Annotated in this window: 12 protein-coding genes and 2 pseudogenes; 8 read left to right on the top strand and 6 right to left on the bottom strand. The window is 58.1% G+C overall.

Annotation, left to right across the window (positions count from 1 at the left end; all coding sequences use genetic code 11):
* Positions 1-71 precede the first annotated feature (71 nt).
* From ACQZ51_RS17345 to iolB, 4 genes are read left to right on the top strand one after another with little or no spacing between them, the layout of a single operon-like run.
* Positions 72-1,994, top strand: a complete 1,923-nt coding sequence (locus ACQZ51_RS17345) for a bifunctional 5-dehydro-2-deoxygluconokinase/5-dehydro-2-deoxyphosphogluconate aldolase (protein WP_448779083.1) — start codon at positions 72-74, stop codon at positions 1,992-1,994.
* Entirely contained in the window at positions 1,991-3,832 is a 1,842-nt protein-coding gene (iolD, locus tag ACQZ51_RS17340) for a 3D-(3,5/4)-trihydroxycyclohexane-1,2-dione acylhydrolase (decyclizing) (protein ID WP_448779081.1), read from the top strand. The genes ACQZ51_RS17345 and iolD overlap by 4 nt, the downstream gene beginning before the upstream one ends.
* On the top strand, positions 3,829-4,728 hold the full coding sequence (iolE, locus tag ACQZ51_RS17335) for a myo-inosose-2 dehydratase (protein WP_448779079.1): 900 nt from the start codon (positions 3,829-3,831) through the stop codon (positions 4,726-4,728). Before iolD ends, iolE begins: the two co-directional genes overlap by 4 nt.
* Before the next feature lie 15 nt (positions 4,729-4,743).
* Positions 4,744-5,553: a 5-deoxy-glucuronate isomerase gene (iolB, locus tag ACQZ51_RS17330; protein WP_448779077.1), complete on the top strand. Its 810-nt coding sequence runs from the start codon at positions 4,744-4,746 to the stop codon at positions 5,551-5,553.
* Between the two features lie 51 nt (positions 5,554-5,604).
* Here the strand turns inward: iolB and ACQZ51_RS17325 are convergent, their stop codons facing one another.
* Positions 5,605-6,261: a peroxiredoxin gene (locus tag ACQZ51_RS17325; protein ID WP_448779075.1), complete on the bottom strand. Its 657-nt coding sequence runs from the start codon at positions 6,259-6,261 to the stop codon at positions 5,605-5,607.
* 454 nt (positions 6,262-6,715) lie between these two features.
* Here ACQZ51_RS17325 and ACQZ51_RS17320 point away from each other — a divergent pair, with 454 nt between their 5' ends.
* On the top strand, positions 6,716-8,533 hold the full coding sequence (locus ACQZ51_RS17320) for an ABC transporter ATP-binding protein (RefSeq protein ID WP_448779073.1): 1,818 nt from the start codon (positions 6,716-6,718) through the stop codon (positions 8,531-8,533).
* Between the two features lie 42 nt (positions 8,534-8,575).
* On the opposite strand, the pseudogene ACQZ51_RS17315 reads toward ACQZ51_RS17320, so the two are convergent.
* A pseudogene (locus ACQZ51_RS17315) lies at positions 8,576-8,794 on the bottom strand (LLM class flavin-dependent oxidoreductase); the annotation flags it as partial.
* A gap of 192 nt (positions 8,795-8,986) precedes the next feature.
* Between ACQZ51_RS17315 and ACQZ51_RS17310 the strand changes: the two are divergent.
* Positions 8,987-9,301, top strand: a complete 315-nt coding sequence (locus ACQZ51_RS17310) for a hypothetical protein (protein ID WP_448779071.1) — start codon at positions 8,987-8,989, stop codon at positions 9,299-9,301.
* Positions 9,302-9,323: 22 nt separating this feature from the next.
* Positions 9,324-9,665, top strand: a pseudogene (locus ACQZ51_RS17305) (ATP-binding cassette domain-containing protein); the annotation flags it as partial.
* 44 nt (positions 9,666-9,709) lie between these two features.
* Here the strand turns inward: ACQZ51_RS17305 and ACQZ51_RS17300 are convergent.
* From ACQZ51_RS17300 to ACQZ51_RS17285, 4 genes are all read right to left on the bottom strand, one after another.
* Positions 9,710-10,732: an LLM class flavin-dependent oxidoreductase gene (locus ACQZ51_RS17300; protein WP_448779069.1), complete on the bottom strand. Its 1,023-nt coding sequence runs from the start codon at positions 10,730-10,732 to the stop codon at positions 9,710-9,712.
* A gap of 88 nt (positions 10,733-10,820) precedes the next feature.
* The gene (locus ACQZ51_RS17295; RefSeq protein WP_448779067.1) at positions 10,821-11,906 is read right to left on the bottom strand and encodes a quaternary amine ABC transporter ATP-binding protein; all 1,086 of its coding nucleotides are present in this window, start codon (positions 11,904-11,906) and stop codon (positions 10,821-10,823) included.
* Positions 11,899-12,786 carry an ABC transporter permease gene (locus ACQZ51_RS17290; RefSeq protein ID WP_448779065.1) on the bottom strand — a complete coding sequence of 296 codons (888 nt, stop codon included), beginning with the start codon at positions 12,784-12,786 and terminating at the stop codon, positions 11,899-11,901. Before ACQZ51_RS17290 ends, ACQZ51_RS17295 begins: the two co-directional genes overlap by 8 nt.
* A 98-nt stretch (positions 12,787-12,884) precedes the next feature.
* On the bottom strand, positions 12,885-13,886 hold the full coding sequence (locus ACQZ51_RS17285; RefSeq protein ID WP_448779063.1) for an ABC transporter substrate-binding protein: 1,002 nt from the start codon (positions 13,884-13,886) through the stop codon (positions 12,885-12,887).
* Between the two features lie 348 nt (positions 13,887-14,234).
* On the opposite strand from ACQZ51_RS17285, the gene fba reads away from it, so the two are divergent.
* Complete coding sequence (gene fba, locus ACQZ51_RS17280; RefSeq protein WP_448779061.1) at positions 14,235-15,299, top strand: class II fructose-bisphosphate aldolase; 1,065 nt, start codon at positions 14,235-14,237, stop codon at positions 15,297-15,299.
* The last annotated feature ends 34 nt before the right edge of the window (positions 15,300-15,333 follow it).

Genomic DNA, 15,333 nt, shown 5'->3' with positions numbered 1-15,333 from the left:
CAAAAATAGCATGAAATGGAATGATATTGGAGTGTCATTCCAGCGTCGCATAAACGCGAAGGAGGACGGTCGTGAAAAAGCTTGATCTGATTACGATCGGCCGCTCGTCGGTTGATCTTTATGGTGCCCAGGTGGGTGGCCGTCTGGAGGACATGTCCTCATTCAACAAATATATTGGCGGCTCCCCCACCAACATTGCGGCGGGCGCTGCGCGGCTGGGTTTGAAAACAGCCGTCATCACCCGCGTCGGCAACGAGCATATGGGTCGCTTCATTCGTGAGCAACTGGTGCGCGAAGGCGTGGATGTGAACGGCGTGGTGACGGATGCGGAGCGGCTGACCGCGCTGGTGCTGCTCGGCATTCGCGATCAATCCCAATTCCCGCTGATATTCTACCGCGAAAACTGCGCCGACATGGCGCTGTGCGAAGACGATATCGACCCCGATTTTATTGCCAGCGCGGAATGCATCTGCGCCACCGGCACGCATCTATCGCATCCGCGCACCGAAGCTGCCGTGTTGAAGGCGCTGCGTCTCGCGCGTGAAAACGGTGCGAAGACGGCGCTCGATATCGATTACAGGCCCAACCTTTGGGGCGTTGCGGGCCATGGCGATGGCGAAAGCCGTTTCGTGGAATCGGCCAAGGTCACGGCCAAGCTGCAATCCACGCTGCACTTTTTTGACCTGATTGTCGGGACGGAAGAAGAGTTTCACATTGCCGGTGGTTCCACCGATACGCTGGAAGCCTTGAAGGCCGTGCGCAAGGTTTCCAAGGCGACGCTTGTGTGCAAGCGCGGCCCCATGGGCGCGTCTGTCTTTACGGGTGATATTCCGGCAAGTCTTGATGATGGCCAGTCCGGTCAGGGTTTTCCGATCGAGGTGTTCAACGTGCTGGGTGCGGGCGATGGCTTCATGGCGGGCCTGTTCCGGGGTTGGTTGCGCGGTGAAGACTGGCCGACCACGCTGAAATACGCCAATGCCTGCGGCGCTTTCGCGGTATCTCGCCACGGCTGCACACCGGCTTACCCGAGTTGGGAAGAGCTACAATATTTCTTCCGCACCGGCATTAAAAACAAGGCGCTGCGCAAGGATGCGGCGCTGGAGCAGGTGCACTGGGCCACCAACCGCAAGGGTGACTGGAACACCATGCGCGTCTTTGCCTTCGACCACCGCATGCAGCTGGAGGCGATGGCCGATGAGGCGGGCGTTGACCACGCAAGGATTGGTGCTTTCAAGCAGCTGTGTCTGAAAGCGGCCCTTGAGGTGGCCGGAGAGGATGCGGGTTACGGCATCCTGTGCGACAGCCGCTTGGGGCGTGATGCGCTTTATGAGGCGAGTGGCACCAGGCTGTGGGTTGGCCGACCGGTGGAATGGCCGGGTTCGCGCCCGCTGACGCTGGAGCCGGAACTCGGGCTGGACTTTGGTGGCCTGAATGAATGGCCGGCGAACAATGTCGTCAAGGTTCTGTGCTTCTACCATCCAGATGATGCCGAGGAGCTGCGGAAAGAGCAGGAAGATACGGTGGTGCGGCTGGCCCAGGCGGCGCGGCGCAACCGGCTGGAACTGCTTCTTGAAATCATTCCGTCCAAGGTTGGCAATGTCGATGACACGACGACGGCGCGGATCATCGAGCGTTTCTACGAAATCGGCGTTTATCCCGACTGGTGGAAGCTGGAGCCGATGAAAAGCGAGGCGGCGTGGAAAGCCGCAACTGACGCCGTGGAGCGCAACGACCCTTACGTGCGGGGCATCGTGGTGCTAGGTCTGGATGCGCCGCAGGCGGAGCTGGAGGAGAGCTTCCGGCTGGCGGCAGGGTTTGATCTTGTGAAGGGCTTTGCGGTGGGGCGCACGATTTTTGCGGATGCGGCCCGCGCATGGCTTTCGGGCAAGATGAGCGATGAGGAGGCCGTTGCGCAGATGACGCAACGTTATAGCGCACTCTGCCAGAAATGGGATGAGGCGCGCGCCGCAAGCAACAAGGGAGGTGCAGCGTGACCACATACCGTTTGACAGCCGCGCAGGCGATGATGCGCTATCTGGCCGCGCAATTGAATGAGGATGGCGAAACCTATATTGCCGGTATCTGGGCGATTTTCGGCCATGGCAATGTGGCAGGCATTGGTGAGGCTCTCTATGGCATCCGCGATGAGCTGAAGACCTATCGCGGCCAGAACGAGCAGACCATGGCGCATTCCGCCATCGCTTACGCCAAGCAGCTTGGCCGTCGTCGTGCCATGGCTGTGACCTCATCCATCGGCCCCGGCGCGACGAATATGGTGACGGCCGCGGCCCTTGCCCATGTCAACCGTTTGCCGGTGCTGCTCATTCCCGGCGATGTCTTTGCCAATCGCGGCCCTGACCCGGTGTTGCAGCAGATCGAGGATTTCGGCGATGGCACTGTGTCCGCCAATGATTGCTTCAAGCCCGTCAGCCGTTATTTCGATCGCATCACCCGCCCTGAACAGCTTTTGACCGCGCTGCCGCGCGCCATGCGCACCATGACGGACCCGGCCGATTGCGGGCCTGTGACGCTGGCTTTCTGCCAGGATGTGCAGGCTGAGGCCTATGACTATCCGGCCAGTTTCTTTGAGAAAAAAGTCTGGCGCCAGCGCCGCCCCGAGCCTGACCATGCCGAGTTTGAAGAGGCGGTCGCGGCGCTGAAGGCTGCCAAGAACCCTGTCATCATTGCCGGTGGCGGCGTGCATTTTTCCGGTGCGACGGAAACGCTCAAGGCCTTTGCCGAGATGCATTCCATTCCCGTGATCGAGACGCAGGCTGGAAAATCTGCGCTGGCCTGGGACCATGCGCTCAATTTCGGCCCTGTCGGCGTGACAGGTGCAGACAGCGCCAATGCGATTGCCGAAAAGGCGGATCTCATTTTCGGTATCGGCACCCGCTTTCAGGACTTTACGACAGGCTCCTGGGCGCTGTTCAAGAACCCGCAACGTAAGCTTTTGGCGCTCAACGTGCAGGCCTATGACAGTGCCAAACATGATGCAATCAGCCTGACGGCGGATGCGAAGGTCGGGCTTGAGAAGCTTTCCAACGCTTTGGGAAGCCATCGTTTTGCGACGCCTGATACCGCGCTGAAACAGGCGTGGTTTGCGAAAGCCGATGCGGTGACGGCGGCACCTTCAGAGGCAGGGGCAGAGCCAAACAGCCTGCCGACGGACATGCAGGTTATTGGCGCGGTGCAGCGTGCTTCGCGTGACAATACGGTTGTCATGTGCGCGGCAGGCACCATGCCGGGTGAGTTGCACCAGCTGTGGAAGGCCAAGCTGCCGCTCTCCTACCATATGGAATACGGCTTTTCCTGCATGGGTTACGAGATTGCCGGTGGCCTTGGCATTGCGATGGCGCAGCCTGAGCGTGATGTGATCGTGATGGTGGGCGATGGTTCCTATATGATGGCCAATTCCGAACTTGCCACCGCCGTTGCCATGGGCGTGAAAATCACCGTCGTGATTACCGATAACCGTGGCTATGGCTGCATCAACCGGTTGCAGATGGGCACCGGCGGCGCGGAGTTCAACAATCTTTACGCCCACACCAACCACACAAACCCCATCGCCATTGATTTTACCAAGCACGCCGCCAGCATGGGCGCGGATGCGCACAAGGTAACGTCGATTGCAGAGCTTGAAACAGCGCTTGAGGCCGCCCGCGCGGCGACGGTGACAACCGTTATCGTGATCGACACGGACCCTTACCCGACACCCGAAGCGGGTGGGTACTGGTGGGATGTGGCGGTGCCGGAGGTTTCTGAGCGCAAGAATGTTAACGATGCACGCACAGCTTACGAAGCGGCGTTGAAGGAAAGGCAGTCATCATGATCCTCTACGGCACAAACCCCATTGCCTGGAGCAATGACGATGACCGCACGCTGGGCGCCCATATCAGCCTTGAGCAGTGCCTGGATGAGACCTCGAAGATCGGCTTCGATGGCATCGAGAAGGGCCACAAGTTTCCGCAGGAACCGAGTGCGCTGAAGGCGGTGCTTGAGCCGCGCAATCTGCGCTATGTTTCCGGCTGGCATTCGCTGAACCTTTTGACCAACTCCATCGAGGACGAGAAGGCTGCGATGCAGCCGGTGCTCGATCTTTTGAAGGCCATGGGCTGCAAGGTCATCATCGTCTGCGAAACATCGAATGCCATTCATGGTGACGATGAAAAGCCGGTGAATGACCGCCCAAAACTGGATGATGCTGACTGGAAGTCCTTTGGCGAAGGCGTGGAAGCACTGGCGAATTTTGCCGCCGATCAGGGCATTGCGCTGGTTTACCACCACCATATGGGCACCATCATCGAGAGCGAGGATGAGATCGACCGGCTGATGCAGCATACCGGCCCGCATGCCAAGCTGTTGCTGGACACCGGCCATTGCCTGTTTGGCGGTGGAAACCCTGAGCGCCTTGCGCAAAAGCATATGGGCCGCGTCGGGCATATCCACGCGAAGAACGTGCGGCCAGAGATTGCACGCCAGGTGCGCGACGAGAAGCTGTCCTTCCTCGAAGGCGTGCGGCGCGGCGTTTTCACCGTGCCGGGTGATGCCGAGGGCGGGGTGGATTTTCCGCCCGTTCTGAAAGTTGCCGCAGACCATGGTTACAGTGGCTGGCTGGTGATCGAGGCCGAGCAGGATCCTGATGTTCGCAACCCCTTCGAATATCAAAGCCTCGGGCTGAAATCGCTGCGGGCATTCGCCAAGGAAGCCGGGCTCGATAAAGCCTGAATGAGGAGATGAGTGATGGCAAATCTGCTGCGCAAGCCGACCGGCCAATCCGGCAAGGTCCATGATATCACGCCTGAAAGTGCGGAGTGGGGCTATGTCGGTTTCGGTCTCTACCGGTTGAAGCCGGGCGAGGTGGCCACGGAAGAAACCGGGGACAAGGAAGTCATTCTGGTTCTTGTCGAGGGCAAGGCGGAGGTCTCTAGCGAAGAGCAGAATTTCGGCGAGCTTGGCGACCGCATGAATGTGTTTGAGCGGAAGCCGCCGCATTGCGTCTATATTCCGGCTGGTTCTTCCTGGTCGGTGACGGCCACGAGCAATTGCACCATCGGTGTGTGCACGGCACCGGGCACGCCCGGGCGCAAGGCGCAGGTGATTGGCCCTGCCGGGATTTCGCTCAGCGAACGCGGCAAGGGTGCCAACACGCGGTATATTTTCCCGATTGCCATGGAAGACCGCGATGTGGCCGATAGCCTGCTGGTGACGGAAGTGTTCACGCCATCAGGCCACTGGTCATCCTACCCGCCGCACCGGCATGACGAAGACAATTATCCCGACATGACCTATCTGGAAGAGACCTACTATCACCGTCTCAATCCGGCGCAGGGTTTCGGCTTCCAGCGGGTCTTTACCGAAGACGGAACGCTGGACGAGACCATGGCGGTATCAGATGGAGACGTGGTGCTGGTGCCGAAAGGCCACCACCCCTGCGGCGCGCCCTATGGCTATGAGATGTATTATCTCAACGTGATGGCCGGACCGATGCGCAAATGGCGGTTCCAGAACCACCCCGATCATGACTGGATCTTCAAGCGCGATAATGGCTAGTCACAGCCAGTCTCGGGCCTGCCATATGGCAAGGCCCGAGGTCTCGGGAGATTAGGCTGGCTGCTTCGTCTTGCGCAGATAGGGCAGGACGGTGTCGAAAGAGCCGAAACGGGTGATCGCATCCTCGTTGGAAACGGCAGCGGTGATGATGACATCTTCGCCCTGTTTCCAGTTTGCCGGTGTGGCGACCTGATGTTTGGCGGTGAGCTGGATGGAGTCGATGGTGCGCAGGATTTCATCGAAATTGCGGCCCGTCGTCATCGGGTAGGTCAGGATCAGCTTCACCTTCTTGTCTGGACCGATGACATAGACCGAGCGAACCGTGGCGTTATCGGCAGGGGTGCGTCCCTCAGAACTGTCACCGGCATCATCCGGCAACATGTCATAGAGCTTGGCAACCTTGAGGTCCTTGTCGCCGATCAGGGGGTAGGCCACCTCGAAACCGGTTGCTGTCTGGATATCCTGCTTCCACTTGGCGTGGCTTTCGACCGGATCAACCGAGATGCCGATGACCTTGACGTTGCGCTTCCTGAACTCGCCGTCCAGACCCGCCATCGCGCCAAGCTCGGTGGTGCAGACGGGCGTAAAATTCTTCGGGTGCGAAAACAAAACCGCCCAGCTATCTCCGATCCATTCATGGAAATGGATGGCTCCTTGTGTGGTATCGGCGGTGAAGTCAGGGGCGGTCTGATTGATACGCAAGGTCATAGTATGCTCCGGTAAAGGGTGATGCGCTGATCTTCGCCTGTTGCAGAGTGAAAGTCGCCAAATATTCATCCAGAATATGGGCAATAGCGAGCAGATGTATTCGCTGAAGCCTCTCAGGCGGCAACCGTTTTCCGCGAAAGTCTTGTGGCAAGTTTGCCGCACTTGGAGGTTTATTCGACCATACCGCACAAAACCGGCTTGGCGTTTTCTTTTTGGTTGCATAGTATAGACGCATCAACGTGAACGAGGGAGGTATAGATGTCATATTTTTCAACCTCCCCGGTGGCTAGCGCCGCGCAGAGCTGACGCTCTCTCTTTTTCCGACAAAAGATCGCCACGTACCAACCGGTAGGCCGGTCATTTCTCACATTCGTCAGAATTTTTCGCGAGCCAATGCGCGCGAATTTCCCTTTCAAATCTCTCTCGGGACCGGTTTCGACCGGTGATGATCATCATGTCTTTTGGATTGAAATTGCGCCGCAGTGAGGCGTTTCGCAGCGTTTTTCGCTTCTGTTGGGGCCATTGGCGACAGCAACCCGGCCGCGTGGCCTTCATGCTGTGTGCCGTTCTGTTTTCGACACTGGCCGATGTTCTGACGCCCATGTTTGCGGGGCGTCTGGTGGATGCCGTCGTGTCCGGTTCGGCAAGCGATGTTGGTGCTTGGAACAATGCGATCTCGGCCTTCGGCTGGCTGATGGGGCTTGCCGTTTTAGCCGTGATCCTGCGGCACGCAACGTTTCTCACCATCATCAAATTCACGCTGAGATCTATGACGGATATTGCGGCGGGCTCGTTTCACCGCATCCAGCGGTTTTCGTCCGACTGGCACGCCAACAGCTTTGCGGGCTCCACCGTGCGCAAGGTGACGCGCGGCATGTGGGCACTGGATGTGCTGAATGACACGGTGTTCGTGGCGCTGTTTCCATCGATTGTCATGCTTGTTGGTACAACCGCGCTGATGACATGGTACTGGCCGATGATGGGCCTCTTGGTCGGCCTTGGCTCGTTGCTCTTCGTCATCATCACCATGTCCATGTCGCTTGGTTTCGTCGCGCCCATGGCAAGCCTTGCCAATAGCTGGGACACGCGTCTGGGCGGCTCGCTGGCCGATGCAGTCACCTGCAATGGCGTGGTGAAAGCCTTTGGCGCGGAAGAGCGTGAAGATGCGCGGCTGACCCGCGTGATGGGCAAATGGGAGGATCGTACACGGCGGACCTGGGTGCGTGGGACCATCAATGGCACACTTCAGGCTGGGCTGCTCAGCATCATGCGCGCTGGCGTCATCGGTCTTGCCCTGATGCTGTGGGCGAGCGGCAATGCCAATGCCGGTGATATCACCTTCGTGCTCACGTCCTTCTTCATTTTGCAGGGATATTTGCGGGAAATCGGCATGCATATACGCAATCTGCAACGGTCGGTGAACGACATGGAAGAGCTGGTCTCCATCCATTCGCAGCCGCTGGGCATCGATGACGTGGCTGATGCAAAGACACTGCGGATCGATGAGGGCAAGATCGAGTTCGAGCGGGTGAGCTTCCATTATGGCAAGCATCTGGCACCGCTCTACAAGGATTTTTCCGTCACCATCAAGCCGGGCGAACGGGTGGGGCTTGTGGGCCATTCCGGCTCTGGCAAGACCACATTCATCAAGCTCATCCAGCGGCTTCATGATGTGAGCGATGGGGTGATCCGCATTGACGGGCAGGATATTTCGCAGGTTTCGCAGACATCGCTGCGCCAGCAGATTGCCATCGTGCAGCAGGAGCCGATCCTGTTTCACCGGTCGCTGGCGGAAAACATCGCCTATGCAAAGCCGAACGCGACGCAGCGGGAGATTGAAAATGCGGCTCGGCTGGCCAGCGCCCATGGCTTCATCAGCGCCTTGCCCAAGGGTTATGGCACGCTGGTGGGGGAGCGAGGCGTGAAGCTTTCCGGCGGCGAGCGCCAGCGCATTGCCATTGCCCGGGCATTTCTGGCCGATGCGCCTGTTCTCATTCTGGATGAGGCGACATCAAGCCTGGATTCGGAATCGGAAATGCTGATCCAGACCGCGATGGAACGGTTGATGCAGGGGCGCACGACGCTTGTGGTCGCGCACCGCCTGTCCACGGTTCGGTCGCTGGACCGGTTGCTGGTGTTCAGCCACGGCAACATTGCGGAAGAGGGGACGCATGCCAGCCTCATCCAGAAAAAGGGTGGCATCTATCGCGGCCTGTTCGAGCGTCAGGCGCTGGAACTGACCAAGGGAATGGTGATGGATGTTGCCGAGTAAGCTTTGGTCCACGGCATTCTAACATGCCGTGGACCTGAACCATTAACGCCAGCCGAGTGCGGGCGCGACATGTTTCAGAATGGATTGAAGGACATGCACGTTGTATTCGACGCCCAGCTGGTTGGGGATTGTCAGTAGCAGCGTATCGGCCTCGGCAATGGCCTCATCCTTCTCCAGTTGCTTGATCAGCTGCTCCGGCTCTGCCGCATAGGAGCGCCCGAACACGGCGCGTGTTTGCGCATCGAGATAGCCGATGCTGTCGCCATGGTCGGCGTCGCTGGCCATATGGAACCGCCAGCCCCTCCCAAAAGACCAGTAGAAACTGTTCATAGATGCCACTAAAGGTTCTATCCTGCGAGGCCGAAAGATGCATTGATGCTTCGGATAACCGTGGGTCCCTTAAGCCAGTAAGCGAGGGACTTCTGCGCTGTATGCTGCCATCAGGGACGACTCATGCGTAAAATAAAGTTGATGTCCGATTACGGTTGCTGGTGCCTCTGGGATATGGATGAGCCGGACAATGTTAACCCAGACACATTGCAGATATCTGAAGGGTTGAAGCAGCAATTGCATCGTTGGGAACACGCATTTGATAAAACCCTAGATCCAACGGACCACACAAAAATCGGCTTCCACGACGAACGGAGATATAATGAGTTCTACGATTTAGGCTGGAAGTTATTTTTCCAACTGAAATCTGAACTACCCGGAGTGGAGTGGTGGTACCGCGATCGAAGATACAACGAACTTCTAGATCGCATGCCATAACGAGGGATAGTTGAGGGCGGGTTCCGGCGGAGAGCGCCAGCGCATTGCCATTGCGCGGGCATTTCTGGCCGATGCGCCAATTCTCATTCTGGATGAGGCGACATCAAGTCTGGATTCGGAATCGGAAATGCTGATCCAGACCGCGATGGAACGGTTGATGCAGGGGCGCACGACGCTTGTGGTCGCGCACCGCCTTTCCACGGTTCGGTCGCTGGACCGGCTGCTGGTGTTCAGCCACGGCAACATTGCGGAAGAGGGGACGCATGCCAGCCTCATCCAGAAAAAGGGTGGCATCTATCGCGGCCTGTTCGAGCGTCAGGCGCTGGAGCTGACCAAGGGATTGGTGATGGATGTTGCCGAATAAACATTGGCCCTCGGCATTCAGACTGGATGCCGAGGGCCTGAACATTACCGCCAGCCGAGTGCGGGCGCGACATGTTTCAGAATGGAATCGAGGACATGCACATTGTAATCGACGCCCAGCTGGTTGGGGATTGTGAGTAGCAGCGTATCGGCCTCGGCAATGGCCTCATCCTGCGCCAGTTGCTTGATCAGCTGCTCCGGTTCTGCCGCATAGGAGCGCCCGAATACGGCGCGTGTTTGCGCATCCAGATAGCCAATGCTGTCGCCATCCTTGCCGCTTCCACCGAAATAGGACCGGTCACGGTCATCCATCAGCGCGAAGATGCTGCGGCTGACGGACACACGAGGGGTGCGCGTGTGGCCCGCTTCCTTCCAGGCCTCACGATAAGCGCGGATCTGTGCCGCCTGCTGAATGTGGAATGGCTCGCCGGTCTCGTCGTTCTTCAGCGTCGAGCTTTGCAGGTTCATGCCGAGTTTTGCCGCCCAGACGGCGGTGGCGTTGGAACCGGCACCCCACCAGATGCGCTCGCGCAGGCCCTCCGAATGAGGTTCCAGACGCAGCAAGCCCGGCGGGTTGGGAAACATCGGGCGGGGATTGGGCTCCGCGAAGCCTTCGCCTTTCAGAACTTCCAGAAAGACTTCCGCACTGTTGCGGCCCATATCGGCATCATCTGAGCCTTCCTTCGGCTGATAACCGAAATAGCGCCAGCCTTCGATCACCTGTTCGGGAGACCCACGGCTGAGGCCAAGTTGGAGGCGACCGTCCGAAATGAGGTCGGCAGCACCTGCATCTTCCGCCATGTAAAGCGGATTTTCATAGCGCATGTCGATGACGCCGGTGCCGATTTCGATTTTGGTGGTGCGAGCACCTACTGCTGCCAGCAACGGGAAGGGCGAGGCAAGCTGGCGCGCAAAATGGTGCACCCGGTAATAGGCGCCATCGATCCCGATCTCTTCTGCGGCAACGGCCAGATCGATGGACTGGTGCAGCACATCCTTGGCGGTACGCGCCTGGGAATAAGCGCCCGGTCCCCAATGACCGAACGACAGAAAGCCAATCTTCTTCATGTTATATCACCTGGTCTGCATATGTTTCGTTGCCAAACATATAGTGCGCCGACCAGGGATTATATCGCCACGATTGTGAACAGTCTGTTCAGGCCTTGGCGCGGATGGCGCCCGCACCGTCATGCGCGGTGCCTTCAACCTGTACACCGACGATGGCGCTGGCGAGCTGACGGAAGCTCACATGGCCGACCGTCTCGCCTGAAGCATCGATGACTGTTACAGTTTCCTCATCGCTTTGCGCGAGCATGTGCATGGCGTTTTCGACATTGGTGCCAACCATGACCCTGCTGCGACTAGGCACAAAGCCAGGTGGAGGGGAAGACATGACAGCCTCGACGTTGATGACGCGGCCGCGGTTCACTTCCTTGACGAAGCTGGCGATATAATCATCTGCTGGACGCAGGACGATATCCTGGCTGTTTCCCTGTTGGATGACCTCGCCGTCCCGCAATATAGCGATCTGGTCGCCCAGACGAAGCGCCTCATCCAGATCATGGGTGATGAAGACGATGGTCTTCTTGATCTCCTTCTGGATATCCAGAAGCACCGTTTGCATGTCGGTGCGGATCAAAGGATCGAGCGCGGAAAAGGCCTCGTCCATCAACAGCACCGGCGCATCGTTGGAAAGGGCGCGCGCCAGCCCCACACGCTGCTGCATGCCGCCGGACAGCTGGTTGGGAAAGCGCTTTTCGAACCCTTTCAGCCCCACCCGCTCCAGCCAACGCATGGCGATATCGACGCTTTTTGCCCGCGCCATGCCCTGCACTTCGAGGCCGTAGAGCGTGTTATCCAGCACGTTGCGATGGGGCAGAAGCGCAAACTTCTGAAAGACCATGGCCGTCTGGTGGCGGCGAAAGGCCCGCAATTCGGTGGCATTCATCTTCACCACATCGACGCCATCGACCAGCACCTCGCCCGACGTCGGATCGATCAGCCGGTTGATGTGGCGGATCAGCGTGGATTTGCCCGAGCCGGACAGGCCCATGATAACCTGGATGCAGCCCGAGGGAATATCGATATTGATATCCCGCAAGCCAAGGACGTGGCCGTGCTTGTCGTTGAGCTCGGTTTTCGTCATGCCGGCGCTGACGGCCTCGATATGGGCATGGGGTGTGACGCCGAAAATCTTGTAGAGGTTTTTAATCGTGATGCCGCCAAAAGCCGTTTCAGCCATGGGCAATCTCCTGATGTTTCTGGAGCCTTTTGCCATAGGCCTGGCTGATGCGGTCAAAGATGATGGCGATGCCGACGATGGCCAAGCCATTGAAGATGCCCAGCGTGAAATACTGGTTTGCGATGGCTTTCAGAACCGGTTGGCCAAGCCCCTGCACGCCGATCATCGAGGCAATGACAACCATGGCGAGAGCCATCATGATGGTCTGGTTGATGCCAGCCATGATGGTTGGAAGCGCGAGCGGCAATTGAACCTTAAACAGCTTCTGCCAGCCGGATGAGCCGAAAGCGTCGGCCGCCTCCAGCACATCGCGGTCCACCAGCCGGATGCCGAGATTGGTCAGGCGGATCATCGGCGGAATGGCGTAGATGACCACGGCGATCAGCCCTGGAACGCGACCAATGCCGAGCAGCATGACGACCGGTATGAGGTAGACGAAGCTCGGCATGGTCTGCATGACGTCAAGTATGGGATTGACCACCCGCTGGACGCGATTGGAATGCGACATGGCGATGCCGAGGGGAAGACCGATGGCGATGGACAGAACCGTGCAGACGAAGATCATCGAGATCGTCCGCATCGTGTCCATCCACATATCGAAATAGCCGATGGCCAGAAGTGTGAAGAGACAGCCACCCACGATTTTAAGGCTGCGGCTACCGGCCCATGCAATGCCTAAAATGATAAGTATGATGACCGGCCAAGGTGTCTGCGTCATGAAACGCTCGGCCCAGATCAGAAATTGTTGCAGCGGTGAAAAAAAGCTTTCGATGCTGGCGCCCCAGGCGCGGGTGAACTCGCGAAAACCGTCATCGATCATCTTTTTCAGATTGCGAAGCGTTTCGTCATCCATATGCGGAAATTTGTAAAACCAGTCCATGCCTTTCCCCTGTTATCGCGGCGACATGCGACAGGATTTACCTGCCGCACGTCCATTTGCGTGGCTGCCGTCTTGTGTTCAGGCAGCAGGGAAAGCCGTCAGAGCGAAGCCTTGATCTTTTCCGCAGCGGCTGGAGACACCCATTTCGTCCAGATATCGGGGCTTTCCTTGAGGAAATGCTTGGCGCTGTCTTCGCCCGTCGCCTGGTTGTCCGTCATCCACGCCATCAGCTTGTTGACGGTGGCGTTGCTCCACTGGCGCTTGTTGAGGTAATCCATGATCTCAGGCCCTGCCTTTTCGGAAAAAGGCTTGGCGACCAGCGTCACGACTTTGTCCACCGGCCAGGCGTTGGGCTTGGGGTCTGGGCAATCGGCAACCGTGTTGCAGCGTTTCCATTCGGCTGGATCGGCAGCAACGCCCGCCTCAAGCTTTACCATTTCGTATTTACCGAGGAGGGCGGTTGGCGACCAGTAATAGCCGGCCCATGGCTGCTTGCGCTCGTAAGCCTTGGCAATCGAGCCATCGAGACCGGCCGCAGAGCCGCTATCGACGAGGGTAAAGCCAGCTTTTTCAGCTCCGTATGCCTTGAAAAGCTGGCCTGTGACAACCGTGCCGCCCCAGCCCTGCGGGCCGTTGACGATGGCGCCCTTGTCCGGATTTTCCGCATTCGGGAAAAGCTTAGGGTTCTTCATCAGGTCGCCGATAGTCTTGATCTCGGGATGTGCATCGGCCACGTATTTGGGTATCCACCAGCCCTGAATACCGCCATCCGGCAGGGCTGTTGCGGCAACGATAAGTTTGCCTTCATCCACGCCGCGCTTGACCACTTCCGGCAGCGTATCCGCCCAGGCTTCGGGCGCAATATCCGGCTGGCCCTTTTCGGCCATGGAGGTGATGGTTGGCACAGTGTCGCCAATGGTGATCTCGGCGCTGCAACCATAGCCTTCATTGAGAATGATTTTGTCGATGGCGGAGAGCACTTCAGCGCTCTGCCAGTTCATGCTGGCGATGGTTGGGCTTCCGCAACCGGCAGCGCTGGCGAAAGGCGCGGTTCCCAGCAAACCGAACACCAGACAGGTTGATGCAAGCAATGTCTTCATATCTGTTCCCTTTATTAGCGACGCTTTTAAAGGAGCAAGCCTGCCGCTTGGGGTTGCCCCTGTCTTTGTCTCTGCAAAGTTGAGCGGATGATGGCGTGAAGCCTTGCCGGGAACCTACGCGAAATGCGACGGAGATTGCCACAAGCACGACAGCTGAGGAGTTTTGACATTCTGGTAACTTTTTCAGCATTTTCGGATCAAGACAGCTAGATTACGAAGTCTTTGCTGACGGATGTCAAAAAAAGCTGGATAGTTGGTATTCCCATGCCAATAATAGCAATTGTCCGGATAGGACAGGATGGCGTTGAGGGATGTCGTCCTCAAGAGAACTCGTTTGGGGGAAACACCTTGGCTCGAATAACGCTCCGTCAATTGCTCGACCACGCTGCAGAACACGGCTATGGCGTGCCTGCCTTCAATATCAACAATATGGAGCAGGCGCTGGCCATTATGGACGCGGCGGATGCGACAAACTCTCCGGTCATCATGCAGGCATCACGCGGCGCGCGGGCCTATGCAAACGACATCATGCTCAAGCACATGATGGATGCCGTCGTGGAAATCTACCCACACATTCCCGTCTGCGTGCATCTGGACCATGGCAACGAGCCAGCCAGCTGCATGACCGCCATGCAGGCCGGGTTCACATCCGTGATGATGGACGGTTCGTTGAAGGCCGATGGCAAGACGCCGGGAGAATGGGACTATAATGTCGGCGTGACCCGTGAAGTGACGACGACAGCGCATTACGGCGGCATCTCCGTGGAAGGTGAACTGGGTGTTCTGGGATCGCTGGAAACCGGCATGGGCGAAGCCGAAGACGGCCACGGTGCCGAAGGCGTGCTTTCGCATGACCAGTTGCTGACGGACCCCGACGAAGCGGTGAAATTCGTGCGCGAAACCAAGGTGGATGCGCTGGCCGTTGCCATGGGCACCAGCCACGGAGCCTACAAGTTCACGCGCAAACCGGATGGTTCCGTTCTGGCGATGAACGTGATCGAGGCGATCCACAACAAGTTGCCGAACACGCATCTTGTCATGCACGGCTCATCGACCGTGCCGCAGGATTTGCAGGATATCATCAATGCCTATGGCGGCGCCATCAAACCGACATGGGGCGTTCCGATCGAGGAAATCCAGCGCGGTATCAAGAACGGCGTACGCAAGATCAACATCGACACGGACTGCCGCATGGCCATTACGGGCCAGATCCGCAAGGTTTTGGCGGACGACCCTTCCGAATTCGATTTGCGCAAATATCTCAAGCCCGCCCGTGATGCGATGACCAAGCTGTGCAAGGAGCGGTTCGAACTGTTCTGGACCGCAGGGCAGGCGTCGAAGATCACGCCTATTCCGCTGCGGGATATGGCCAAGCGTTATGCATCTGGGTCGCTGGATCCCGTGATTTCGTGAGTGTGTGATAGGGCGCGCATCGCTACGTGGTAAC

The sequence above is a fragment of the Agrobacterium sp. CG674 genome (assembly GCF_053521645.1).
The sequence above is the reverse complement of the archived record's forward strand: the minus strand, read 5'-3'. Positions and strand labels throughout refer to the sequence as shown.

Coding starts and splice junctions, on each gene's coding strand:
- ACQZ51_RS17325 (WP_448779075.1), bottom strand. CDS start 6,261: ATGACCTTGCGTATCAATCAGACCGCCCCTGACTTCACCGCCGATACC.
- ACQZ51_RS17320 (WP_448779073.1), top strand. CDS start 6,716: ATGTCTTTTGGATTGAAATTGCGCCGCAGTGAGGCGTTTCGCAGCGTT.
- ACQZ51_RS17285 (WP_448779063.1), bottom strand. CDS start 13,886: ATGAAGACATTGCTTGCATCAACCTGTCTGGTGTTCGGTTTGCTGGGA.
- ACQZ51_RS17300 (WP_448779069.1), bottom strand. CDS start 10,732: ATGAAGAAGATTGGCTTTCTGTCGTTCGGTCATTGGGGACCGGGCGCT.
- iolB (WP_448779077.1), top strand. CDS start 4,744: ATGGCAAATCTGCTGCGCAAGCCGACCGGCCAATCCGGCAAGGTCCAT.
- ACQZ51_RS17310 (WP_448779071.1), top strand. CDS start 8,987: ATGCGTAAAATAAAGTTGATGTCCGATTACGGTTGCTGGTGCCTCTGG.
- ACQZ51_RS17295 (WP_448779067.1), bottom strand. CDS start 11,906: ATGGCTGAAACGGCTTTTGGCGGCATCACGATTAAAAACCTCTACAAG.
- ACQZ51_RS17290 (WP_448779065.1), bottom strand. CDS start 12,786: ATGGACTGGTTTTACAAATTTCCGCATATGGATGACGAAACGCTTCGC.
- iolE (WP_448779079.1), top strand. CDS start 3,829: ATGATCCTCTACGGCACAAACCCCATTGCCTGGAGCAATGACGATGAC.